Source organism: Pedobacter cryoconitis (assembly GCF_003259615.1).
Lineage (GTDB): Bacteria > Bacteroidota > Bacteroidia > Sphingobacteriales > Sphingobacteriaceae > Pedobacter > Pedobacter cryoconitis.
Genome location: NZ_QLLR01000017.1, coordinates 39,121 through 61,532, shown reverse-complemented (window position 1 = coordinate 61,532; position 22,412 = coordinate 39,121). Strand labels below are relative to the sequence as shown.

The 22,412-nt window shown below is 37.9% G+C and carries 21 protein-coding genes and 5 tRNA genes; 3 read left to right on the top strand and 23 right to left on the bottom strand.

Translation table 11 applies throughout. The features are described 5' to 3' along the window. Positions 1-33: 33 nt before the first annotated feature. The 19 genes from rpoB to LY11_RS15985 all read right to left on the bottom strand — a co-directional run bounded on the left by rpoB (position 34) and on the right by LY11_RS15985 (position 13,609). Entirely contained in the window at positions 34-3,837 is a 3,804-nt protein-coding gene (gene rpoB, locus LY11_RS16075) for a DNA-directed RNA polymerase subunit beta (RefSeq protein ID WP_111634667.1), read from the bottom strand. A gap of 153 nt (positions 3,838-3,990) precedes the next feature. Beyond that, entirely contained in the window at positions 3,991-4,365 is a 375-nt protein-coding gene (gene rplL / locus LY11_RS16070; protein WP_068403178.1) for a 50S ribosomal protein L7/L12, read from the bottom strand. A gap of 67 nt (positions 4,366-4,432) precedes the next feature. Continuing rightward, positions 4,433-4,954, bottom strand: a complete 522-nt coding sequence (gene rplJ, locus LY11_RS16065; protein ID WP_068403180.1) for a 50S ribosomal protein L10 — start codon at positions 4,952-4,954, stop codon at positions 4,433-4,435. Positions 4,955-4,956: 2 nt separating this feature from the next. Beyond that, positions 4,957-5,655, bottom strand: a complete 699-nt coding sequence (rplA, locus tag LY11_RS16060; protein WP_068403182.1) for a 50S ribosomal protein L1 — start codon at positions 5,653-5,655, stop codon at positions 4,957-4,959. 23 nt (positions 5,656-5,678) lie between these two features. Then, positions 5,679-6,122, bottom strand: a complete 444-nt coding sequence (gene rplK, locus LY11_RS16055; protein ID WP_037443979.1) for a 50S ribosomal protein L11 — start codon at positions 6,120-6,122, stop codon at positions 5,679-5,681. 69 nt (positions 6,123-6,191) lie between these two features. Next, on the bottom strand, positions 6,192-6,734 hold the full coding sequence (gene nusG, locus LY11_RS16050; RefSeq protein ID WP_041878241.1) for a transcription termination/antitermination protein NusG: 543 nt from the start codon (positions 6,732-6,734) through the stop codon (positions 6,192-6,194). 9 nt (positions 6,735-6,743) lie between these two features. Continuing rightward, positions 6,744-6,941 (bottom strand): preprotein translocase subunit SecE, encoded by a 198-nt coding sequence (gene secE, locus LY11_RS16045; protein WP_068403184.1) that lies wholly within the window; start codon positions 6,939-6,941, stop codon positions 6,744-6,746. Positions 6,942-6,954: 13 nt separating this feature from the next. Continuing rightward, positions 6,955-7,025: transfer RNA gene (locus tag LY11_RS16040), tRNA-Trp, on the bottom strand. A gap of 122 nt (positions 7,026-7,147) precedes the next feature. Continuing rightward, positions 7,148-8,335: an elongation factor Tu gene (tuf, locus tag LY11_RS16035; RefSeq protein WP_068403186.1), complete on the bottom strand. Its 1,188-nt coding sequence runs from the start codon at positions 8,333-8,335 to the stop codon at positions 7,148-7,150. Positions 8,336-8,462: 127 nt separating this feature from the next. Next, positions 8,463-8,534 (bottom strand) — tRNA-Thr (locus LY11_RS16030). 78 nt (positions 8,535-8,612) lie between these two features. Further along, positions 8,613-8,685: transfer RNA gene (locus LY11_RS16025), tRNA-Gly, on the bottom strand. 19 nt (positions 8,686-8,704) lie between these two features. Beyond that, a tRNA-Tyr gene (locus tag LY11_RS16020) sits at positions 8,705-8,787 on the bottom strand. A gap of 41 nt (positions 8,788-8,828) precedes the next feature. Continuing rightward, positions 8,829-8,901 (bottom strand) — tRNA-Thr (locus tag LY11_RS16015). A 175-nt stretch (positions 8,902-9,076) separates the two neighbouring features. Then, complete coding sequence (hpf, locus tag LY11_RS16010; RefSeq protein WP_041878247.1) at positions 9,077-9,424, bottom strand: ribosome hibernation-promoting factor, HPF/YfiA family; 348 nt, start codon at positions 9,422-9,424, stop codon at positions 9,077-9,079. A 15-nt stretch (positions 9,425-9,439) separates the two neighbouring features. Continuing rightward, a complete protein-coding gene (locus LY11_RS16005; protein ID WP_111634666.1) occupies positions 9,440-10,324 on the bottom strand; it encodes a tyrosine-type recombinase/integrase in 885 nt (294 codons plus the stop codon). 147 nt (positions 10,325-10,471) lie between these two features. Continuing rightward, positions 10,472-10,666: a 30S ribosomal protein S21 gene (gene rpsU / locus LY11_RS16000; protein WP_041878250.1), complete on the bottom strand. Its 195-nt coding sequence runs from the start codon at positions 10,664-10,666 to the stop codon at positions 10,472-10,474. Between the two features lie 173 nt (positions 10,667-10,839). Continuing rightward, positions 10,840-12,012 (bottom strand): acyl-CoA dehydrogenase family protein, encoded by a 1,173-nt coding sequence (locus tag LY11_RS15995; protein ID WP_211321573.1) that lies wholly within the window; start codon positions 12,010-12,012, stop codon positions 10,840-10,842. 161 nt (positions 12,013-12,173) lie between these two features. Then, complete coding sequence (locus tag LY11_RS15990; RefSeq protein WP_111634665.1) at positions 12,174-12,704, bottom strand: adenine phosphoribosyltransferase; 531 nt, start codon at positions 12,702-12,704, stop codon at positions 12,174-12,176. A 2-nt stretch (positions 12,705-12,706) separates the two neighbouring features. Further along, a complete protein-coding gene (locus LY11_RS15985) occupies positions 12,707-13,609 on the bottom strand; it encodes a ComEA family DNA-binding protein (protein WP_111634664.1) in 903 nt (300 codons plus the stop codon). Between the two features lie 239 nt (positions 13,610-13,848). Between LY11_RS15985 and LY11_RS15980 the strand changes: the two genes are divergently transcribed. Beyond that, positions 13,849-15,600, top strand: a complete 1,752-nt coding sequence (locus tag LY11_RS15980) for a lysophospholipid acyltransferase family protein (RefSeq protein ID WP_111634663.1) — start codon at positions 13,849-13,851, stop codon at positions 15,598-15,600. A 168-nt stretch (positions 15,601-15,768) separates the two neighbouring features. Here LY11_RS15980 and LY11_RS15975 read toward each other — a convergent pair whose 3' ends face one another. After that, complete coding sequence (locus tag LY11_RS15975) at positions 15,769-16,908, bottom strand: redoxin domain-containing protein (RefSeq protein WP_111634662.1); 1,140 nt, start codon at positions 16,906-16,908, stop codon at positions 15,769-15,771. 250 nt (positions 16,909-17,158) lie between these two features. On the opposite strand from LY11_RS15975, the gene LY11_RS27305 reads away from it, so the two are divergent. Then, positions 17,159-17,362: a nucleotidyltransferase family protein gene (locus LY11_RS27305; RefSeq protein WP_211321579.1), complete on the top strand. Its 204-nt coding sequence runs from the start codon at positions 17,159-17,161 to the stop codon at positions 17,360-17,362. A gap of 78 nt (positions 17,363-17,440) precedes the next feature. Then, on the top strand, positions 17,441-17,686 hold the full coding sequence (locus LY11_RS15965) for a HepT-like ribonuclease domain-containing protein (RefSeq protein WP_211321580.1): 246 nt from the start codon (positions 17,441-17,443) through the stop codon (positions 17,684-17,686). A gap of 16 nt (positions 17,687-17,702) precedes the next feature. Here the strand turns inward: LY11_RS15965 and LY11_RS15960 are convergent, their stop codons facing one another. The 3 genes from LY11_RS15960 to LY11_RS15950 all read right to left on the bottom strand — a co-directional run bounded on the left by LY11_RS15960 (position 17,703) and on the right by LY11_RS15950 (position 22,371). After that, positions 17,703-18,059 carry a hypothetical protein gene (locus LY11_RS15960; protein WP_111634661.1) on the bottom strand — a complete coding sequence of 119 codons (357 nt, stop codon included), beginning with the start codon at positions 18,057-18,059 and terminating at the stop codon, positions 17,703-17,705. Between the two features lie 154 nt (positions 18,060-18,213). Next, a complete protein-coding gene (locus LY11_RS15955; RefSeq protein ID WP_111634660.1) occupies positions 18,214-21,480 on the bottom strand; it encodes a TonB-dependent receptor in 3,267 nt (1,088 codons plus the stop codon). A 366-nt stretch (positions 21,481-21,846) separates the two neighbouring features. Then, a complete protein-coding gene (locus LY11_RS15950) occupies positions 21,847-22,371 on the bottom strand; it encodes an Mpo1 family 2-hydroxy fatty acid dioxygenase (protein ID WP_111634659.1) in 525 nt (174 codons plus the stop codon). Positions 22,372-22,412: the final 41 nt, after the last annotated feature.

Here is a 22,412-nt window from a genome sequence, read left to right as displayed (position 1 = left end):
ACAGGTCCCATTCCGACATTAAAAAATTCAACATTAGTCTAACGTAATATCTAAACCTAATCCGCGCAGTTCATGTACCAGTACATTGAATGATTCCGGTACACCTGGAGTCGGCAGGTTTTCGCCTTTTACAATTGCTTCATAAGTTTTGGCTCTACCGATTACATCATCAGACTTCACAGTCAGGATCTCTTGTAGAATATTAGCCGCACCAAATGCTTCTAATGCCCAAACCTCCATCTCACCAAAACGCTGACCCCCGAATTGAGCTTTACCACCCAATGGTTGTTGTGTAATTAATGAATATGGTCCGATTGAACGGGCGTGCATTTTATCATCAACCATGTGACCCAATTTCAGCATGTAGATAATACCTACTGTAGTTGGCTGGTCGAAACGCTCACCTGTTAAACCATTATGTAAATAGGTTCTTCCTGAAGCAGGAACACCAGCTTTAGCGATCCACGCTTCAACTTCATCATGCTTGGCACCATCAAAGATCGGAGTTGCAAATTTAACACCCAATTCTTTACCGGCCCATGCCAATACAGTTTCGTAGATCTGTCCAAGGTTCATACGTGAAGGTACACCCAGTGGGTTCAACACAATATCAACAGGAGTTCCATCATCAAGGAACGGCATATCTTCATCACGAACGATACGGGCAACAATACCCTTATTACCGTGACGACCAGCCATCTTATCCCCTACTTTTAGTTTACGTTTTTTAGCAACATAAACTTTAGCCATCTGCACAATACCTGAAGGCAATTCATCACCAACACTGATGGCGAATTTATCACGTTTATATGCACCCAGTTCTTCGTTTACACGGATACCGTAGTTGTGGATCAAAATTTTGATCTGATCATTTTTATCGTCATCAGTAGTCCATTTGTATGGATTAATGTGAGCGAATTCAAGATCAGCTAAACTTTTTTGAGTGAACTTAGCACCTTTAGGGAATAACAATTCCTTGTAAACGTTGAAAATACCCTGAGAAGTTTTACCATTTACAATCTGGAACAATTTGTCAACCAACTCATTTTTAAGATTGGTTGTAGCCAGATTATATCTCTTATCTAATTTCTCTATCGCAGCTTTTTCTTCAGCTTTAGTAGTTTTCTTAGCTCTTGAGAATAATTTAGTATCAATTACAACACCTCTGATCGATGGTGGAGTTTTCAGGGATGCATCTTTCACATCACCTGCTTTATCTCCAAAGATAGCGCGTAATAATTTCTCTTCCGGTGAAGGATCAGACTCACCTTTTGGTGTAATTTTACCAATCAGAATATCGCCTTCTTTAACTTCAGCACCGATACGAATGATACCGTTTTCATCTAAATCTTTAGTAGCTTCTTCAGAAACGTTAGGAATATCTGGTGTTAATTCCTCTTCTCCACGTTTCGTATCACGCACTTCCAATTCAAACTCTTCAATATGCAATGAAGTAAAGATGTCTTCACGAACAATACGTTCACTGATTACAATCGCATCCTCAAAGTTATATCCCTGCCAAGGCATGAACGCTACTTTAAGGTTCCTGCCTAAAGCAAGTTCACCATTTTCAGTTGCATAACCTTCACAAAGTACTTGTCCTTTAACAACTTTCTGACCTTTTTTAACAATTGGTTTTAAGTTGATACAAGTATTCTGATTGGTTTTCTTGAATTTAATTAATCTATAAGTTTTGCTATCACCTTCAAATGATACTAAACGATCTGCATCGTTTCTTACATATTTGATAGTAATTTCGTTAGCATCCACATATTCAACAACACCATCACCTTCAGCATTGATCAATGTTCTTGAGTCACGTGCAACACGACCTTCCAGACCAGTACCAACAATCGGAGCCTCAGGACGTAATAAAGGTACGGCCTGACGTTGCATGTTGGAACCCATCAGGGCCCTGTTCGCATCATCATGTTCAAGGAAAGGAATCAATGAAGCAGCAATCGAAGTAATCTGATTAGGTGCCACGTCCATTAAGTCTAATTTCTCAGGCTCAATAATCGGGAAGTCACCCTCGTAACGTGCTTTAACACGTGCAGTGGTGAAATTACCTTTATCATCATAAGCAGCGTTTGCCTGTGCGATAGTTTTACCATCTTCATCTTCCGCAGAAAGATAAATTACATCTTCATCTACAGCAACGATACCGTCTCTTACGATCTTGTATGGCGTTTCTATAAAACCTAATGTATTGATCTTTGCATGTACACAAAGTGATGAAATCAAACCAATGTTTGGTCCCTCTGGTGTTTCAATCGTACACAATCTACCGTAGTGAGTATAGTGAACGTCACGCACCTCGAAACCAGCTCTTTCACGGGAAAGACCACCTGGGCCTAATGCTGAAAGACGACGCTTGTGCGTAATCTCTGCAAGAGGATTAGTCTGGTCCATAAACTGTGACAACTGGTTTGTACCAAAGAATGAGTTAATAACCGACGATAAAGTACGGGCATTAATTAAGTCTGTTGGCGTGAAAACCTCATTATCACGAATGTTCATCCGCTCACGGATTGTACGTGCCATACGCGCAAGACCTACACCAAACTGAGCATATAACTGCTCACCTACTGTACGTACACGACGGTTTGACAAGTGGTCAATATCATCGACCTCTTCTTTGGAGTTGATTAATTTGATGAGGTATTTAACAATTGCAATAATATCTGCTTTTGTTAATACTTTAACGTGATCAGGAGTATCCATTTTCAACTTACGGTTGATGCGGTAACGACCAACATCCCCTAAGTCATAACGTTTGTCTGAGAAGAATAAACGCTCAATGATACCTCTTGCAGTTTCCTCATCAGGTGGTTCTGCGTTACGCAAAGCACGATAGATGTTTTCAACAGCCTCTTTTTCAGAGTTTGAAGTATCTTTTTGTAATGTATTATATATAATAGTATAATCAGCCTGACTGGCACCATCATCTTTAGATAAGATAATAGTTTTAACGCCAGCATCAATGATCATATCAATATGCTCGTCTTCTAAAACAGTATCCCTGTCCAAGATCACTTCGTTACGATCTATCGAAACTACTTCACCAGTATCTTCGTCTACAAAATCTTCAACCCATTTTCTTAAAACTCTTGCAGCAAGCTTACGTCCGATATACTTTTTCAAACCAGATTTGCTAACCTTAACCTCATCAGCCAAGTCAAACAATTCAAGGATGTCTTTATCAGAATCGTAACCAATTGCACGTAAAAGTGTGGTAACCGGGAATTTTTTCTTACGGTCGATATAAGCATACATGACGTTGTTTACGTCAGTAGCAAACTCGATCCAGGATCCTTTGAAAGGAATCACACGTGCAGAATAAAGCTTGGTTCCGTTAGTGTGACGGCTCTGGCCGAAGAACACACCCGGTGACCTGTGTAACTGAGAAACAATTACACGCTCTGCACCATTGATTACGAATGTACCCTTAGGGGTCATATATGGAATAGTACCCAGATATACATCCTGAATGATAGTTTCAAAATCTTCGTGCTCCGCATCATTACAAGACAATTTCAACTTTGCCTTTAAGGGAACACTATAAGTTAACCCACGGTCAATACACTCAGGTATATCATAACGCGGTGGGTCAATAAAATAATCAAGGAATTCCAAAACAAAAATATTTCTGGAATCAGTGATTGGAAAGTTTTCAGCAAATACTTTAAACAAGCCCTCTGTGTGACGGTTGTCTGAAGTAGTTTCTATCTGGAAAAATTCTCTGAATGATTGCAACTGTACATCTAGAAAATCCGGGTAATCTATGATGTGCTTACTACGTGCAAAATTTACTCTTTGGTCGACTTTATTTGCCAAGGTACTAAAGTTAATTTAGTTTAAGAATAAACTATTTGTTTGGTTTGCCGTGAACATCCCACCAACCAAACTTAGATGAAATGTATATAAACAGGTATAGACTCCGACTGTACAGTCGGAGTCTATGTTTAAAGTTATATTAAAATTAAGTGATTACTTAATCTCAACTACAGCTCCAGCTTCTTCTAATTGTTTTTTCAAAGCTTCAGCTTCGTCTTTAGAAACACCAGTTTTTAATTCTTTTGGTGCACCGTCAACTAAGTCTTTAGCTTCTTTCAAACCTAATCCAGTTAAGTCTTTAACCAACTTAACAACTGCTAATTTAGCACCACCAGCTTCTTTCAAGATAACATCGAAAGTAGATTTTTCTTCAGCTGCAGGAGCAGCATCACCAGCAGGACCTGCAACAGCAACTGCAGCAGCAGCTGGTTCGATACCATACTCGTCTTTAAGGATTTGAGCTAATTCGTTAACTTCTTTTACTGTTAAGTTTACTAATTGCTCAGCAAACGCTTTTAAATCTGCCATTTTATAGAGTTTTTAAAATTTGACGTGAAAAATAATTTATAATAATATGAAACTTATAAGGTGTTCCTTAACCTTCTCTTTCCTGAAGAGTTTTAACAATTCCTGCGATTTTACCACCACTAGATTTAAGTGCTGAAATAACATTTTTAGCTGGCGATTGTAGCAAGCCAATGATGTCTCCAATAAGCTCTTCTCTTGATTTCAAGCTTACTAATGCATCTAAATGATTATCTCCAACATAGATTGCTGTGTCAATAAACGCAGCTTTCAACTGTGGTTTGTCAGATCCTTTTCTCAAGGCTTTGATCAGCTTAGCCGGACCATTACCTGTTCTTGAGAATAATATTGCTGACTGGCCTTTTAATGCTTCAAAAATACTTGAATTGTCGCCTTCTAGTCCTTCGATCGCTTTTCTGATCAAAGTATTTTTAGCAACCTGCATTTCAATACCGCTTTCGAAACATTTGCGACGGATGTTGTTAATTTTCTCAACAGATAAGCTTGATGTATCAGCAATATAAAAATTGCCAAAGTCCTGCATCTTCTCTTGAAGAGCCGAAACTACTTCGTGTTTTTCTTCTCTGTTCATAATTAGATCCCTGCTACTGATTTTGTTTCGATTGCGATTCCAGGACTCATTGTAGAAGAAACATGAATGCTCTTAAAATAAGTTCCTTTAGCAGCAGATGGTTTAAGCTTAGAAATTACTTGAAGAACTTCTAATGCATTTTCATATATTTTTTCTGCTGGGAATGATACTTTTCCTACCGAAGCATGAATGATACCACTTTTGTCAACTTTAAAATCAATCTTACCGCCTTTTACGTCAGTTACTGCTTTACCAACTTCGTTAGTTACAGTACCTGATTTTGGGTTTGGCATAAGGTTACGTGGACCTAAAACGCGGCCCAGTTTACCTACTTTAGCCATACAAGCAGGAGTAGTGATAATAATGTCAACATCAGTCCATCCACCTTCAATCTTGGCAACATATTCGTCTAAACCTACGAAATCTGCACCTGCCGCTTTAGCTTCGTCTTCCTTATCAGGATTACAAAGAACTAATACACGTACAGTTTTACCTGTACCGTGTGGTAAAGTAGCGATACCACGTACCATTTGATTCGCTTTACGCGGATCAACACCTAAAGCGATGTCGATATCAACCGAAGCATCAAATTTAGTAGTCGTGATTTCTTTTACCAAAGCAGCCGCATCCTGTAAAGAATACGTTTTACCAGATTCTAGTTTAGCATGTGCCTTTTTTTGATTTTTTGTTAATTTAGCCACTGTTGTAAACTGTTTTTTGTTAATTAATTTGTCCAGGGTGCATCGCCGCTAACGGTGATTCCCATACTGCGTGCTGTACCGGCAACCATACTCATTGCCGACTCGATAGTGAATGCATTTAAATCAGTCATTTTATCTTCAGCAATTGACTTAACCTGATCCCAAGTCACCGAACCAACTTTCTTACGGTTGGGCTCAGCAGAACCACTCGCTAATTTAGTAGCATCCTTTAACTGGATAGCAACCGGCGGGGTTTTGATGATAAATTCGAAAGACTTGTCAGCATAAACAGTAATTACAACAGGTAATACTTTACCAGGCTTATCTTGGGTACGAGCATTAAATTGCTTGCAAAATTCCATGATATTAACACCTTTAGCACCTAATGCAGGCCCTACTGGTGGTGATGGATTTGCAGCTCCTCCTTTGATTTGTAATTTAACAAGCGCACTGACTTCTTTTGCCATTTTCTGATTTGTTAATTGTAATACTCAATGTTAAAATGTTGGAAGCATGTAACATTTAAGATCTTTATTCTACTCTTTTTCTACTTGCATATAATTAAGTTCCAGCGGAGTTTTTCTGCCGAAAATCTTAACCATTACTTTTAGTTTTTTCTTTTCTTCGTTAACCTCTTCAATCACACCAGTAAAGCCATTGAAAGGACCGTCCATTACTTTGACGTTCTCACCAACATAATAAGCTACATTCATAGTCTCACCCTGCTGACTCATTTCATCTACTTTACCCAGGATACGGTTAACTTCTGCCTGACGCATTGGAACCGGGTTTCCACCTTTATCCCCTAAGAAACCGATTACGCTGTTCACATTTTTGATAATGTGTTCTAACTCACCGTCCAAAGTTGCTTCAATCAAAACATAACCAGGATAAAAGTTGCGCTCTTTTGCAATCTTCTTTCCTTCTTTCATCTGGTAGTATTTTTCCATAGGGATTAATACCTGCGGAACAAGATGAGAAAAACCTAAACGACTGATCTCTGAATCGATGTATTGTTTTACCTTCTTCTCTTTTCCGCTTACCGCCCTAACTACATACCATTTTAGCTGATCGTTCATTTAGTTCTATTAATTAGAAAGTGATTTATAAAAAGTATCTAGCACAAAAGTAGATCCCTTATCCATTGCAAAAATAACAACTGCAATAATAAACGAAGCTACCAAAACCAGCACTGCAGAATTTTGCAATTCTCCCCATGTAGGCCAGGTAACCTTCTGGGTCATTTCCTCATACGATTCTTTAATAAATTGAACTATGCTAGCCATATCTAAGTTTTTGCACGGGAACAAGGATTCGAACCCTGATCAAAGGTTTTGGAGACCTCTATTCTACCGTTGAACTATTCCCGTGTATAAGAATTAACCTTTTAGGGGTTAATCAAACATTTTTAGAACAAAGTACCCAGACTATAACGTCCGGGCACTTTGTATTATTATTTAATTGCTTAGCGACCCTAAGGACGGTTAAGTAATTATTTTACAATTTCAGTTACCTGACCAGCACCTACTGTTCTACCACCTTCACGGATAGCGAAACGAAGTCCTTTTTCCATTGCGATTGCGTTGATCAATTTAACATTGATTGTAACGTTATCACCTGGCATAACCATTTCAGTTCCTTCTTGAAGAGTGATCTCTCCAGTAACGTCTGTGGTACGGAAATAGAATTGTGGACGGTATTTGTTAAAGAATGGAGTGTGACGTCCACCTTCAGCTTTTGATAATACATAGATCTCAGCTTTGAAATCAGTGTGAGGAGTTACAGAACCTGGTTTACAGATAACCATACCACGACGGATATCAGTTTTCTCAATACCACGTAATAATAAACCTACGTTATCTCCTGCTTCACCATAATCAAGGATCTTACGGAACATCTCAACACCTGTTACAGTTGATTTAAGATTTTCTGCACCCATACCTAAGATCTCAACAGGATCTCCAGAGTTGATTACACCACGCTCAATACGACCAGTTGCAACAGTACCACGACCAGTGATCGAGAATACATCTTCAACAGGCATTAAGAAAGGAAGTTCAGTTAAACGTGGAGGGATTGGAATGTAGCTATCTACAGCATCCATTAATTCCATGATTTTACCAACCCATTTCTCATCGCCATTCAATCCACCTAAAGCAGAACCTTGAATAACTGGGATATCATCACCTGGGAAATCATAGAAAGATAATAATTCACGAACTTCCATCTCTACTAATTCTAGTAATTCAGGATCATCAACCATATCCACTTTGTTCATGAAAACCACCAATGAAGGTACACCTACCTGACGAGCCAATAGAATGTGCTCACGAGTTTGTGGCATAGGACCATCTGTAGCCGCTACAACGATAATAGCACCATCCATTTGCGCCGCACCTGTAACCATGTTTTTCACGTAATCCGCGTGACCTGGACAGTCAACGTGAGCATAGTGACGGTTAGCAGTTGAATACTCAACGTGTGCAGTGTTAATAGTGATACCTCTTTCTTTTTCCTCTGGAGCAGAGTCAATCGAATCAAATGAACGCGCCTCAGATAAACCAGCATCAGATAACACTTTAGTGATAGCTGCTGTTAAGGTTGTTTTACCGTGGTCAACGTGACCGATAGTGCCGATGTTTAAGTGCGGCTTGCTGCGGTCAAACTTTTCTTTTGCCATGTTTTTATACTTATTAGTAGGTTAACTTTTATTTTTAATTATTGTTTTGATACAATTCAATACAAAAAACCTTGTTCATTCTGGGCATAATGCCAGATTTAACAAAGCTTTTTTATCTTTATTCCTGAGCCAACGATGGGACTTGAACCCATGACCTCTTCCTTACCAAGGAAGTGCTCTACCGCTGAGCTACGTCGGCTTTTTATTCTCTTCACAATCTTCAATACCGGTCTGGCATTTAAACTGTGACCATTATGCCGACTGCTCTTGAATCAAGAGCGAAAGACGAGGTTCGAACTCGCGACCTATAGCTTGGAAGGCTATCGCTCTACCAACTGAGCTACTTTCGCTTTTACTATTATTATAAAGTGGGGGGAGAAGGATTCGAACCTTCGAAGTCTCGCGACAACAGAGTTACAGTCTGTCCCATTTGGCCACTCTGGTATCCCCCCATTTCTCCTAAACCGCCACATATCAAATGCGGGTCTAAAAGAGCCTCCTATCGGGATCGAACCAATGACCTACTGATTACAAGTCAGTTGCTCTACCAGCTGAGCTAAGGAGGCTTATTATTATTTATTAAACATTCACAGAACAAACCAATTCTTTATGGGTTAACCCCTGTTCCGAATTGGAATGCAAATCTACAAGAATATTTTATAGTTGCAAAACTATTTTGAAAAAAAAACCAGCAGACTGTATTCTGCTGGTTTTATATTTAAAATTTCCAAAAATAGATTCCTAATAATCAGACACTTCATCGGCATTTAATACCGCCTTAAGCTCAGAAACTTTTATTCTATTTTTTTCTTTATGTTTTGTTATTTGCTTTTTTAATGACTCAATTGACAAATCCGTCGCTTCTTCGAAAGACTTGCATTGCTCCTTTGCGAATAAAATTCCACCAGGAACCATCAGTTTGATCTCACTTATTTTGTTAGCCTCATCGTCTACGTTCTCTAATTTTAAATAAACTTCCCCACTTATGATCTGGTCGTGGAACTGTTCCAGCTTGTCAACTTTCTTTTGAATAAAGTCTAATAGTTTGTGATCTGCATTGAAATGGATTGATTGAACTGTAATTTTCATGTTGTCCTCCTTTTTTTATGCCTTTGGATGGGCCTGTTTATATATTGATTTTAATCTTTCTATAGAATTATGCGTGTATACCTGGGTTGCCGCTAAACTGGCATGCCCGAGTAATTCTTTAATCGCATTTAAATCTGCCCCCCTGTTTAGCAGGCTTGTTGCATACGAATGCCGTAATACATGGGGACTTTTTTTATCCTGTGTGGATATATATGTCAAATAACTTTTTACAATCTTATAAATAAAGACCGGGTAAACTGCTGTTCCTTTATTAGTAACGAACAAGTCGTCTGTTTTGTTATTAAATTTCTGTAACGATTTCAACTCAATATACTCTTTAAGCTGATTAATAAGTTGTTTGGTCACAGGAATAATTCTTTCTTTTTTTCTTTTCCCCAAAACCTTGACAGATTCCTGGTAAAAATCAATGTCTGTTTCCTTTAAACCTAAAAGTTCTGCTAAGCGCATCCCTGTTCCAAAAAGCACTTCGATGACCATTTTATCACGAACCGAAGAAAAAGTCGCGTCAAAGAACTCTCCTGAGTCCAGCAGGTGATCCAGCTTCTGTTCCTCTATAAACACTGGTAACCGTTCAGGTGTTTTAGGAGCTTTGATTAATGACATCGGGCTGGTCAGGATAATTTTCTGGCGATAAAGATATTTATAGAAACCCCGCAGACTCGATAATTTTCTGCCAATGGAGTTGGCCCCAACCTTATCTTCCATCAGGTGGACGATATAGTCTCTTATATGTACATATTTAGCCTCTTCAGGCTCCAGCTCATAAGTTTGTTCAATGTATTCATTAAACTGTACCAGGTCCGTTCTATAGGCTAGTACAGTGTGCGGAGAATAGCGCTTCTCGTGCTGAAGGTAGTTTAGGTAGGATTCTACTGACATTAATTACAATTATTATCCTTTTATCGCTTGTTTTTAAGCTAAAACAGCAACTATAAAAGTCAATGTACGGAATTACTACCTAAAAAGAAAGCGCCACCGGAAAAATCCAATGGCGCTTTAAAATATTTAGAATTAAAAGGGGAAGAATTAAATCTTTCCTTCTAAGTGCATATTTTCTTTATAAATCGCGTGCTTAACTAATGTACGACGAGCTACAGATTTTTTCTCGTATGCCTGACGGCTACGTAGTTCTCTCAATACACCAGTTTTTTCAAATTTCTTTTTGAAACGTTTAAGGGCTTTATCAAGTGATTCGCCGTCTTTAATATTAATTATGATCATAACGTTAAAATACCTCCTCTCGTTGTTTTAAGGATTGCAAAGGTAGAACATAAAACCTTATAAAACAAGCATAAAAAAAATCCAGTCTGCTTTCGCACACTGGATTGGTAAAATATATTTGGTTAGAATATGTCTATTTGGAATTTAACAGCTATTTTAGGTTTAGGCTGTTATTATTTATTTAAGATTTCTCTCGCAATTACAATTTTCTGGATCTCAGAAGTCCCCTCCCCGATCGTACATAACTTACTATCACGGTAGAACTTTTCTACAGGGAAGTCTTTCGTATACCCATAGCCGCCAAAGATCTGTACAGCTTCTGTAGCAGCCCTTACTGCAACCTCTGAGGCAAAGTATTTCGCCATAGCAGACTCTTTAGTCATTTTCTGACCGCGATTCTTTAAATCGGCAGATTGTCTGATCAGCAATTCAGCTGCTTCAATTTCAGTAGCCATATCAGCCAGTTTAAAACTGATTGCCTGGAAACTTGAAATTGGCTGTCCGAACTGGTGTCTCTCCTGAGCATAAGCAAGTGCCGCCTCATAAGCACCTTTTGCAATCCCCAATGACAAGGCAGCAATAGAAATTCTTCCGCCATCCAGCACTTTCATGGCCTGCTTAAAGCCCTCACCTACATTGCCCAGTAAATTTGCTACTGGTACACGGCAGTTATCAAATATCATTTCTGTAGTCTCAGATGCACGCATCCCCAGCTTATTTTCTTTTTTACCAGCCGAGAAGCCTGGAGTTCCACGTTCCACTACAATCGCAGAAATACCTTTAGAATCTCCTTTTTCACCCGTTCTTACCATTACTACAGCAATGTCACCTGACTTACCGTGGGTAATCCAGTTTTTCGCACCATTCAATACATAATGATCACCATCCAATGTGGCAGTAGTCATCATTCTCAGTGCATCAGATCCGGTATTTGCTTCAGTTAAGCCCCATGCCCCAATCCACTCGGCAGTTGCCAGTTTAGGCAGCCACTTCATTTTTTGTTCTTCAGTTCCAAATGCAAGGATATGGCCTGTACATAAAGAATTGTGTGCAGCAAGGGATAAACCTATAGATCCGCAAACCTTGGCAACTTCGACAATTACGTCTACATATTCCTGGTAACCGAATCCCGATCCGCCATAAACTTCAGGTACTAATACACCCATCATTCCCAGCTCACCCAATTTCTTAAAAACTTCAATAGGAAAAGTCTGTGCTTCGTCCCATTCCATTACATGAGGACGGATATTCTTTTCCGCGAAATCTTTAACCATACTTCTGATCATCAGCTGATTTTCTGAAGTACTAAAATTGAACCCTGTATTTTGTGCTAACGTTTCTTGCATGTTTTATATTTGAATACGGCAAGTATAGAGAATATAAGCCCAAGCAAGCAGTTGAATATTTGCCCGGAAACAGAACGAAACAGTATTTAGTTCATTTTACAGTATAGCATAAGAACTGAAGCCCTTAAACAGCATGATTTTTTTTCAACTATTTTATCAGTTTAATAGGAAGCCAATGCGAAATTGTTCGTAGAAAACGCTTTTAGTCTGTCTTTTCCATTTAAAAAATCCAGGGCAATGATAAATGAATACCCTGCAACTACCGCATCCAGCTTCTGTATCAATTTAGAAGCCGCAACCACAGTACCGCCTGTAGCCAGTAAATCATCATGGATCAATACATGTTGTCCTGGCAGAATAGCATCCTCATGCACTTCAAGCGTAGCACTTCCATATTCCAGGTCATAAGATTGCTGTATAGTTTTGTGCGGCAGTTTTCCAGCCTTTCTGATGGGCACAAAAGGAACATTCAGCAAATTAGCCAAAGCCATTCCAAACAGAAAACCTCTGCTTTCAATACCAGCTACCACATCAATTTTAACTGCTGAAAGCTGCATAGCCAGGGCTGTAGTAATTTCCCCGCATAAAACTGCATCTTTTAAAATTGGTGTAATGTCTTTAAAAACGATACCCGGTTTTGGAAAATCGTTTACATCGCGTACAATCTGTTTTATTTTAGTTTCCATTGTCATGATTAAAAAGAAATATAAGGGGCTAACTTCTCTATAGTTTCAGCAGATAAAATAGCCACCTTTCTTAAGTCCGCAATATTACCATAATTTCCGTGTTGTTTTCGAAACTGAATGATTGCATTGATCTGTTTATACTTTAAATAGGGGTGATTTTTCAAATCATCAAACAATGCAGTATTGAGGTTAATTGTGGTCAGCACCAGATCGTCCAGACTGAGCTGATCTTTAATTTCAGCATACTTTAAACTATCCAGCCCATAGATCTCCAGCAGCTGCTCTTTTTTATAGAACCCGCCAAGACGCTGCCGGTAATTACAGATTCTTCTGGCAAAAGCCGGCCCTATGCCTCTGACCTCCATCAGTTGTAAAGTATCGGCAGTATTCAATGGTATAGATAAAGGTTTCTGCTGCGCAGGATAATTTTTAGCAGTATATTCAGGATTCAATTGCTGACGCTGCCGGTCTTTTCCCAAACCTATACTTATATAAGGTATCAATCTTTCATACATTTCCGGACTTATCACATACATTTTCTGCAAATCTTCTTTCTTAAAATACCTTCCCCCCTTTCCTTTATACCTGGCCATTACACCAGCCTGTTTTGCAGACAAACCCAACCGCTGCCAGTCATCTGCATCAATCAGGTTAGGATCAAAATTAAACAGGGTTGATTTCAGTACCGGAGCTTCCATCTTCTGCTGCCTGTGTGCTGCCTCCTTATCCGACTTCATCCAGCTTAATTTATTGATAGCCAATCTTTCTGTCTCCGGATTTGTCAGCTCTGGAAAAAAAAAGCTATAAACAGCAGGAATAGCCCTGATCAATGCGATCAGTACAACCATAGCCAGCAAGCCATTGTACTCCCGTTTGGAGAAATTGAAATAAGAACTTAACCACTTTCGCATATTGGCTCAATGTACCCCTGTTCTCCAGGAACCTGGTTAGATTTCTGAATAAAATTATTCTTTCCCTTATTTTCAGATAAGATGAAGTAATTATGACGGCAAAAAGGAAGCTTAAACGTGCGATCAGATAAATTTTAAACTTTTCTAAAAATATAAATCTTATTTTTGAGATTGATTCAGGAACATATTCAAATCTCTAGCTCAAATATGCTCCTAATTCTCTCCTTTTAAGAACAAATATGAAGATCATAACAACCAAAGAATTTGCAAAGGCTACTAAAATTGATAAACTCGGTGTTCCGGGACTTGCAGATTTACTGATGGAAGTCATGAAATTGAACGATATTAATAAAGTTTTCTCTCAGAATCAGCATTTCAATGGTTTAGAGTTTGTAGATAAAATACTGGAAACGATAGGGGTGTCAATTGATTTCGATGAAGATGACCTGAGAAACATTCCCAAGACAGGTGGCTTCATTGCGATTGCAAACCATCCCTATGGAGGGATAGAAGGGCTTGCACTGGTCAAATTATTATGTACAGTGCGTCCGGAAGCTAAAGTAATGGTGAATTTTATTCTTCAGAAAATTCCTAACTTAAATGAGTTTTTTGTTGCCGTTAACCCTTTTGAAAATGTGCAGCACTCTTCAAGCATCAGCGGATTAAAAGCAACATTTGATCTATTGCAGAACGGGGTACCTATTGGAATTTTCCCTGCAGGTGAAGTCTCAACCTTTAGCCTGGACAAACAAGAAATTACAGACCGCTTATGGCATCCTGTAGTTGGAAAGCTTATCGCCCGTGCAAAAGTACCAGTAGTCCCAATTTATTTCCATGGCAATAATGGGGTATTATTCAATATCCTGAGTTTTATTCACCCTACCCTGCGTACGGCGAAATTACCTTCAGAATTCCTGAATAAACAAGGACTGAAAATAAAAGTCAGAATAGGGAAACCCATTCATATCGAAGATATTTCTTACCGCAACAACACTAATAAATTACTTGATTTTTTACGTGCACGTACTTATGCCCTTGGTACAAGTATAGAACAGGAAAAGAAATTGTTCAATCCAATTAATCTTTTCAAAATCAAGAAGACTCCGGAGCCAATTATTGAAGAAACTCCAAGAGCAAGTATTGTGGAGGAAATTGAACAGCTGGAAACATACAGGGTGTGGACGGAGAAAAATTATGAAGTTTACATTACCCCTTCAGCTAATATTCCAAATATATTAAGGGAAATAGGCCGATTAAGAGAAATAACTTTCAGAGAAGTCGGCGAAGGTTCTAATAAAAAGATAGACCTTGATAACTATGATATTTATTATCATCATTTATTTATCTGGGATGTAGATCAGAAAAATATCGTTGGTGCCTATCGTATTGGTAAAGGAGACGAGATTTTAAATACTTTAGGCAAAAGAGGATTTTATCTTTCTGAACTCTTTAAAATCAAAGACCCTTTTTATCCTGTATTGCGCCAGGGAATTGAACTGGGACGTTCATGGATCCGTAAAGAATATCAGCAAAAAGCATTGCCGTTGTTTTTACTATGGAAAGGTATTTTAAAGTATCTGTTGGATAATCCACAATACCGTTACATGTTTGGTCCGGTAAGTATCAGTAATAACTTTTCCAAATTCTCTAAATCACTGATTGTTGACTTCATTACCAAGAATCACTTTGATTACGAGTTGGGACAGTATGTAAGGCCAAGAAATAAATTCAAGGCTGATTTGTCAGCGATTGATAAAGACCTGCTGATTGAAAGCAGCGATTCACTAAAAGATCTTGATGTCCTGATATCTGACATTGAAAATACACACATCAAAATTCCTGTGTTGTTAAGACAATACCTTAACCTGAATGCAAAAATTATCTGCTTTAATATAGATCCGAAGTTTTCAGATTGCCTGGATGGATTCCTTGTGGTCGATATGCAAAGCATCCCACCAGAAATGCTGGAGAAAATTGGTAAAAACTTCTAAAAAACAAATAGCCCGGACATCCACCCGGGCTATTTTGTTATCAACTAAACCTAAACTTGATAAATACTAACCAAATATTTACAGCACAAATATAGAAGTGATATGTTAAATCAGGATTAAGGATTGGTTATCTGTGTTAAACATTTCTATACATTAATAACATATCTGTTATTTCATATATTCAGCCAGCTGATATTGCAATTCAATTCCATTTAAGTCTCTGGTGACTATCATTCCATCAGGATCAATCACAATACTTGACGGAGTTCCCTGAGTACCATAAAGCTTTGCTGTAGTAAGCGGCCCGGATTTCACTCCCCATACCTGTACCCATGGTAGTTTATTTTCTTTCACTTCTTTCGCCCAGGCCTGCTTTCTTTTTTCAGGGTCTAAAGAGATACTGATAATTTTAAATTTCTTATGCTTATATAATCCGGCCGCTTTGATCATTTTATAGTTTTCCGCTTTGATCAGGTCGTTACCTGTAACCCAGAAATACAGGACCACATAATTGCCACGGTAAGCAGATAACTTTACCGCTTTGCCGTTCACATCATATAAAGTAAAATCTGGTGCAGGCGTGCCGACAGCACCCTGGCTCATGGTCTGGATACGTCTCCCGATACGTTGCCCTTCTGGGCTATTCCTCAATTTCGCATCAATAGATCTGTAAGCAATACCTGTCCTGATCATATCCTTTCCATACCCCATTAAGGTAATATCCTTAAGGGCAAACAGGCTAAAGTAAGATTGAGGGTTTTCATGTATAAACTGTAACTGCTTCTCAAAGCGCTCCGCTTTGAATTGATACATGTATTCATCAAATTCTTTAAAAAAAGGATATGAACTCCACAAATACGGAGAAATCCTGTTCCTGTGATTTTTATAAGCAGCAGTGACTGTTCCTCCTATAAATTTGTTATAGGCCATATACTCGTCATTGATCCTGGAGCCTGTAACGGTTCCGCGTATCAAAGAATCCTGAGCAGTAACAGTAATTTCAGAATTATCTAAAAAAAAGGTTAGCTCATCCGTATTATTCTCCAGATTGACGCTATCTTTTCCAACACCATACCTGTCTAAAATGAGATCTGCCAATCCGGTCTTTTTTGCAATCCCCTTAAATTGAAAGCTTCCATCCCTGACAACTGCTGAATCTGATATTTTACCTTCATAAAAATCTAAATAGACTTTTGCAGGACCATGAAGACCTTTGATTTCCCCTTTGATTGTAAAACCTTTCTGTTGAGCAGCGGCTCCACTAATTCCAACACTAAAAACTAATAAACTTAAAACTATACGCTTCATAAAATGGGTAACTATGACTAAGATGAAATGAGTAAATCATCATTTCAGGGCCAATATAAGAGAATCTTACAGGGATTAACTAATTCCCAGGATTTCAATATGGGATTTTTATTAAGTTAAATCTTTTGATCAGCTTTGAATATGCAGACGAAAGTTCAAAATAAACAATCCTTATTTTCTTTATTAGAGACTAACAGCCAAAAAATTAAGATCATTTGGCGTTTCTGAATTAAGTGTTTTTGGCTCTTTTATTACCGGGAAGTTTCACTCAGATAGTGATGTTGATCTTTTATTTGAGTTCGCCCCTGAACAAAAGACTTATGACAACTTTATGAACCTATCTTTCTTTCTTGAAGATTTATTAGGAAGAAAAGTTGAAGTTGTAACACCTCAATCACTGAGTAAGTATATTGCCCCTCATATTCTAAATCAAACAGAATATGTTCCCCTTTAACCTTGAATTACCCAAACATATTCTTGAAGAAGTTTCCTTTGTCCTTAATTCAACAAAAGAAAAAATAAAGAAACTGTAATTAATGACCCTATCCTTTCCAGAGCAATTATAAGAAGTCTGGAGATAATTGGCGGGGCAAGTGCCAAGGTTGATCCTGAATTCAAAACATTATATCCTCCTATTGAGTGGCGAAAAATCACTGCTACAAGAAATCATTTAATTCATGTATACTTTGGAATTGATTATGATATTGTCTGGGATATTATAATTTCTAAACTTCCTGATCTGGAAAATAATATTGCCGAAATTATCTCAGTAAATTAGTCTTTCTTTCCTCTAATTACTGGCCCTCCGTCAATTCAGCAGGATTAAATTCACGACTGAACAAAATTACAACTTCATTACCATCTGATTGGTTAGTGGGGATATTTCCTTCATAATTCCAACCCAGCCCGGTGAGGTAGTTCATTGCCTGTACAAAATTCGACAAAGACTCGACATGTTCCATCTTGTGAACAAAGGCAGAATCCTTTAAAGGACTATACTTCCTTCTCTGTCCATAATCTATATGTGGAGTGTGCAAATCTTGACTGTAATAAGTTAAAGTACAGAACTTTTTTATTTTCACCTGCGCATTGGATGGTAAAATAAACAAGAACGAAACAAGGGCAATAAGAACAAGAGTTTTAAGGTTCATAATTTTATAATTCAAGATCAATATAACTTACGATTTGTTTATCAATAAAAATACATATCAAATATTAAATAACATATTAAATAAAAACCCCTTAGCTAAATTAATAACTAAGGGGGTTTTATAAAAGCTCCTTCTATAAGAAGCTAACCATTCATTAGAAGCTGTATCTCAAACCAAATTGCATTTGGAATCTTGAAGCAAAGAAGTCTTTTGAATAATTACTTGTATTTTTCTGATCAAAAGTATAAGTAGGATAAGCTGTCGGGCTACCTGCTCCACCTGTTGTAGGGCTTAAACCAACACTTGCCATAGAGTTATAAGTGTTAGGAGAGAAATACTGAACACCCCAGTTTTTGTTTAATAAGTTAGTTAAGTTAACAATATCATAAGTAAACGTTAAAGTATGCTTATGTGTACCATTCTCTATAATTTTGAAGTCTTGAGCAAAACGGAAGTCTAACTGAGTATTCCATGGCGTACGTGCAGCATTTCTTTCCGTAAAATTACCTCTTCTTGTTTTTAGATATTTGTCGCCATCAATAAAGCTATCGAATTGCGCTGCTTGTTGTGCTGCTGTTAATCCGCCAGCTATATTTTTAAAGAAGTTAACAGTTTCTCCTTCTTTAGGAATATAGGCCAAACTTACGTTCTGACCTGTCCCGTTGATCGTAGTATTCAGGAATCCATATGAATATGGAGAACCAGATTGTGCACTATAGAAAAGTGAAAAGCTAGATACATATTTGTTCGCCTTATCCCAGGCAAATTTATAATTTACTGTAGAAACGATACGGTTACGAATATCAAAGTTCGAAGTAGCTAACTGAGGATTGTTAGGGCTTAAAGCTTGATTTAATTGCCAGTTAGATTCCATTGAATTTCTAATACCATTAGTCACATCTTTAGACTGTCCATAGGTATAAGCTGCCATTACATCTAAACCAAAAGGGAAAGACTTAGAGATCTGTCCGGTTACACTGTAACGGTAACCTTTGCTCGTATTAGAAAGCAGGTAGGCATTTGTATACAATGGATTGACCTTAAGATTGCTATTATAAATTGGTTGTTGATGCTGTGTATCGTAAACTAAATAGGTAGGATTATCTACAATATTAACTTGTTGAAACTTCAGGTCATTGATTACTTTAGTGTAAATACCCTCTACAGTAAATTTCCACTGATCTTCAGTTTTATAATCAAAAGCTAAGCTACTTCTCCATGTCTTAGGCATTTTAAAATTATTATCGATCAGATCGACTTGTGTAGCACCATTTGCATTATTAACATTCTCACCAGGTTGTTTAGCCACATAACCAGCTTCACCATTTCCAGTTAAAGCATCTTTAATAGGATCAGATCCTGGAGCAACAACCGGATTCTTTTTATCATATGCACCATAAGTTACCCCATTGTTATAATAAGCATAACCTAACCATGCAAAAGGAACTCTGCCTGTGAATAAACCACTACCCCCACGCATGATCAAGCTTTGATCACCTAATACGTCGAAGTTAAATCCAATACGCGGCGAAACCTGTACCTGTCCAAAGAAACTGTTTTTAATCTGGCTTGGTTGTGTATAAGTAAAAGTAGTACCATAGTTAGGATCTACAGGAGAACCAGTAGTTTTTGCGCTCAATGGTTGTTTGTTTGGCATATCAGCCAAATCAAATCTCAAACCATAAGTCAGTTTGAAACGATCTGTTACCTGCCACTGATCTTCACCATATACACTGTACATATTTAACTTAAACTGTGCAGGTGGATTAGCAATAATATTATCTCTTGTATTATCAGCGTAGTTATAATTAGTACGAATACGTGTTGGAGTACCTGCTAAGAAACCGTCTACATCTTTATAAGAAATACGACCATTCCACGCATTCACGAAACCATATGTAATATTATATAACTCATTGTGTGTACCGAAAGTGAATGTGTGCTTTCCTTTTGTTAAAGTGAAGTTATCAGTAAATTCAAATGTCTTTTGTTTCATATTGAAGATACTTGCTTCACGATCTGTTCCTAAGAAAATCGTTCCACCATTTCCACCACCAATTTCAATCTGAGGTATTGCAGCATTAGATGTTGGAGTTCTGAAATCATGGATATTTGAATAACCTACCACTAAGCTATTGGACATATCATTATTGATTCTGCTTTTTAACTCAGCAACAGTAGAGCTTTGATTATTTGTTTGTTTATAATCAATACCACCGAATCTGAAGTTCGACTGGTCACGCTCTAAGTTAGTCGCTTCAGAAGTAATCGTGTTATTACGGATAGTCAATTGATTTTTATCATTGATGTTCCAATCTACACGGTTGAAGAATTTATTTGATCTGGCATAAATGTTATAGTTCCCAAAAGAACCAACATCAATACCATATTTATTTTTCATCAGGTCAGAAATTTTCTGAGCCTGATCTAAAGTAAGAACTTTCATATCAGGAGAACCAGCACCTAAGATCACAGGATCCTGACGACGGGTAATCTCCTCATTGGTAAAGAAGAATAATTTATTTTTGATAATCGGGAAACCTAATCTGAAACCAGTTTGGTAATCATGGAAAGCCGAAGGCTCTTTTGATCCGTCACCAGTTTTATTGTTACCAATTAAACTCGCATTACGACCGTAAGCATAAACAGATCCCGATACATCATTAGTACCAGAACGCGTTACCGCATTCACACTACCACCAGTAAAGTTACCAATCTTAACATCGTAAGGAGCTAATAAAACCTGAACATCCTGAATCGCATCAATCGATACCGGGTTTGTTCTTGTACTGCTGCCTGGCATACCAGAACTTCCGCTCTGACCGCCCAATGAAGGACTGAAACCAATGGCATCATTATTAATCGCACCATCAATAGTTACGTTATTGTATCTGAAGTTGGTTCCCATGAAAGAGTTGTCTTTGCTGCCTTGTGGAGTTGTACGGGTTAAATCCGTTAAACTTCTGCTTACAGTTGGCATGTTCTTGATTTGCTCTTCGCCAATCTGTGTACCAGCACCAACTTTAACACCACCTCTTTTACCTTTAACAGTTACTTCACTCAACTGCTGACCTTCATCTGTTAAAGTGAAGTCCAAACGCTGGTCAGTACCCAAACCAAGGCTGTTAATGTCTTTTTCCTGTTTATTATAACCTACATAAGTTACAGTGATTTTGTAAGGTCCACCAGGATTTAAGTTATTGATACGGAAGTATCCATCAGATCCGGTAACCGCACCATATTTAGTTCCGGTTGGAACATGTAAAACTAAAATACTGGCTCCGGGAATAGTCAGTCCCTTTGCATCTTTAATTTTACCGTTAACGCTTGATGTCGTTACCTGAGCATTTACTCCTAACCCCATAAAAAGGAGGAAAGTGAGCATCACGCAGGAGAGATTAATTGATAGAAATTTTTTCATTTTTCTTGCTTCTGTTTGTTTTTGTAAAACTAGGGTAGCAATGTGACCTTAATATTAATTTTACATGAATGAGCTCATGAGTTAATATCAAATTATAGATAAATTAAAACACAGCTAAAAAACAAGTAAAATGAGCTATTAAGGCTATCAAAATGAGGTTAGAAGGCATTAATATTATTTCCCCGGATGCTCAGGGAGCCTTAAAATAGTGTTTCCCTAATATTAAGCTTACGTTAACTCGGCACAAATCAGCATATATCGCATAACAAAGCCGCTGAGTATTACCCAGCGGCTTCATTTTTTTTAACTTATTTAAGATGTTGAGCTGAAGCGATGAACATGGCCTCTTAGCTAAATCGCAGGTTACTAATATTTCAAGCCAACCTTTAAACAAATAAAGTGTAATAACCAGATCGGACCGATTAACAGAAATTTAACATCCTGTAAAAATGAAGGCTTTTTACCCTCGATTTTATGACCGATGAATTGTCCAATCCACGAAAGCACAAAAATTACTGCACAAACCAGCCAAAGTGCGGGCCCACCAGCCAATTCCCATTTCTCCAGTTGTACAATTACAGCTGCAGCCGCAAAGATTAATAAGATCATCAGATAAGAAAGTACCGGCGACAGGCGGTAATAATAATATCCTGAAAAAGCAATAACGAAAGAAGCCCAGTTCACAAATCCATTATACTTTCCAAGGAAAGCCAGATGCGGAAAAGGAATAGCCCAGATCATTCCCAATAAGCTAAATACAATCAACGGCACACAAACCCAGTGAATCAATTCATTACTGGGATTCTGATGACTTTCTGAGTAGGTATCAAATAGAATATCCACTTCCTTTTTATGCTCCAATTTTCCCACCGGGGATTTCTGCTTCTTCATTGTATAAAAATAAAAAAAAGCGATAGAATAATCTATCGCTT

Coding starts and splice junctions, on each gene's coding strand:
- rplL (WP_068403178.1), bottom strand. CDS start 4,365: ATGGCAGATTTAAAAGCGTTTGCTGAGCAATTAGTAAACTTAACAGTA.
- rplJ (WP_068403180.1), bottom strand. CDS start 4,954: ATGAACAGAGAAGAAAAACACGAAGTAGTTTCGGCTCTTCAAGAGAAG.
- rplK (WP_037443979.1), bottom strand. CDS start 6,122: ATGGCAAAAGAAGTCAGTGCGCTTGTTAAATTACAAATCAAAGGAGGA.
- nusG (WP_041878241.1), bottom strand. CDS start 6,734: ATGAACGATCAGCTAAAATGGTATGTAGTTAGGGCGGTAAGCGGAAAA.
- secE (WP_068403184.1), bottom strand. CDS start 6,941: ATGGCTAGCATAGTTCAATTTATTAAAGAATCGTATGAGGAAATGACC.
- tuf (WP_068403186.1), bottom strand. CDS start 8,335: ATGGCAAAAGAAAAGTTTGACCGCAGCAAGCCGCACTTAAACATCGGC.
- hpf (WP_041878247.1), bottom strand. CDS start 9,424: ATGAAAATTACAGTTCAATCAATCCATTTCAATGCAGATCACAAACTA.
- LY11_RS16005 (WP_111634666.1), bottom strand. CDS start 10,324: ATGTCAGTAGAATCCTACCTAAACTACCTTCAGCACGAGAAGCGCTAT.
- rpsU (WP_041878250.1), bottom strand. CDS start 10,666: ATGATCATAATTAATATTAAAGACGGCGAATCACTTGATAAAGCCCTT.
- LY11_RS15995 (WP_211321573.1), bottom strand. CDS start 12,012: ATGCAAGAAACGTTAGCACAAAATACAGGGTTCAATTTTAGTACTTCA.
- LY11_RS15990 (WP_111634665.1), bottom strand. CDS start 12,704: ATGACAATGGAAACTAAAATAAAACAGATTGTACGCGATGTAAACGAT.
- LY11_RS15985 (WP_111634664.1), bottom strand. CDS start 13,609: ATGCGAAAGTGGTTAAGTTCTTATTTCAATTTCTCCAAACGGGAGTAC.
- LY11_RS15980 (WP_111634663.1), top strand. CDS start 13,849: ATGAAGATCATAACAACCAAAGAATTTGCAAAGGCTACTAAAATTGAT.
- LY11_RS15975 (WP_111634662.1), bottom strand. CDS start 16,908: ATGAAGCGTATAGTTTTAAGTTTATTAGTTTTTAGTGTTGGAATTAGT.
- LY11_RS15960 (WP_111634661.1), bottom strand. CDS start 18,059: ATGAACCTTAAAACTCTTGTTCTTATTGCCCTTGTTTCGTTCTTGTTT.
- LY11_RS15955 (WP_111634660.1), bottom strand. CDS start 21,480: ATGAAAAAATTTCTATCAATTAATCTCTCCTGCGTGATGCTCACTTTC.
- LY11_RS15950 (WP_111634659.1), bottom strand. CDS start 22,371: ATGAAGAAGCAGAAATCCCCGGTGGGAAAATTGGAGCATAAAAAGGAA.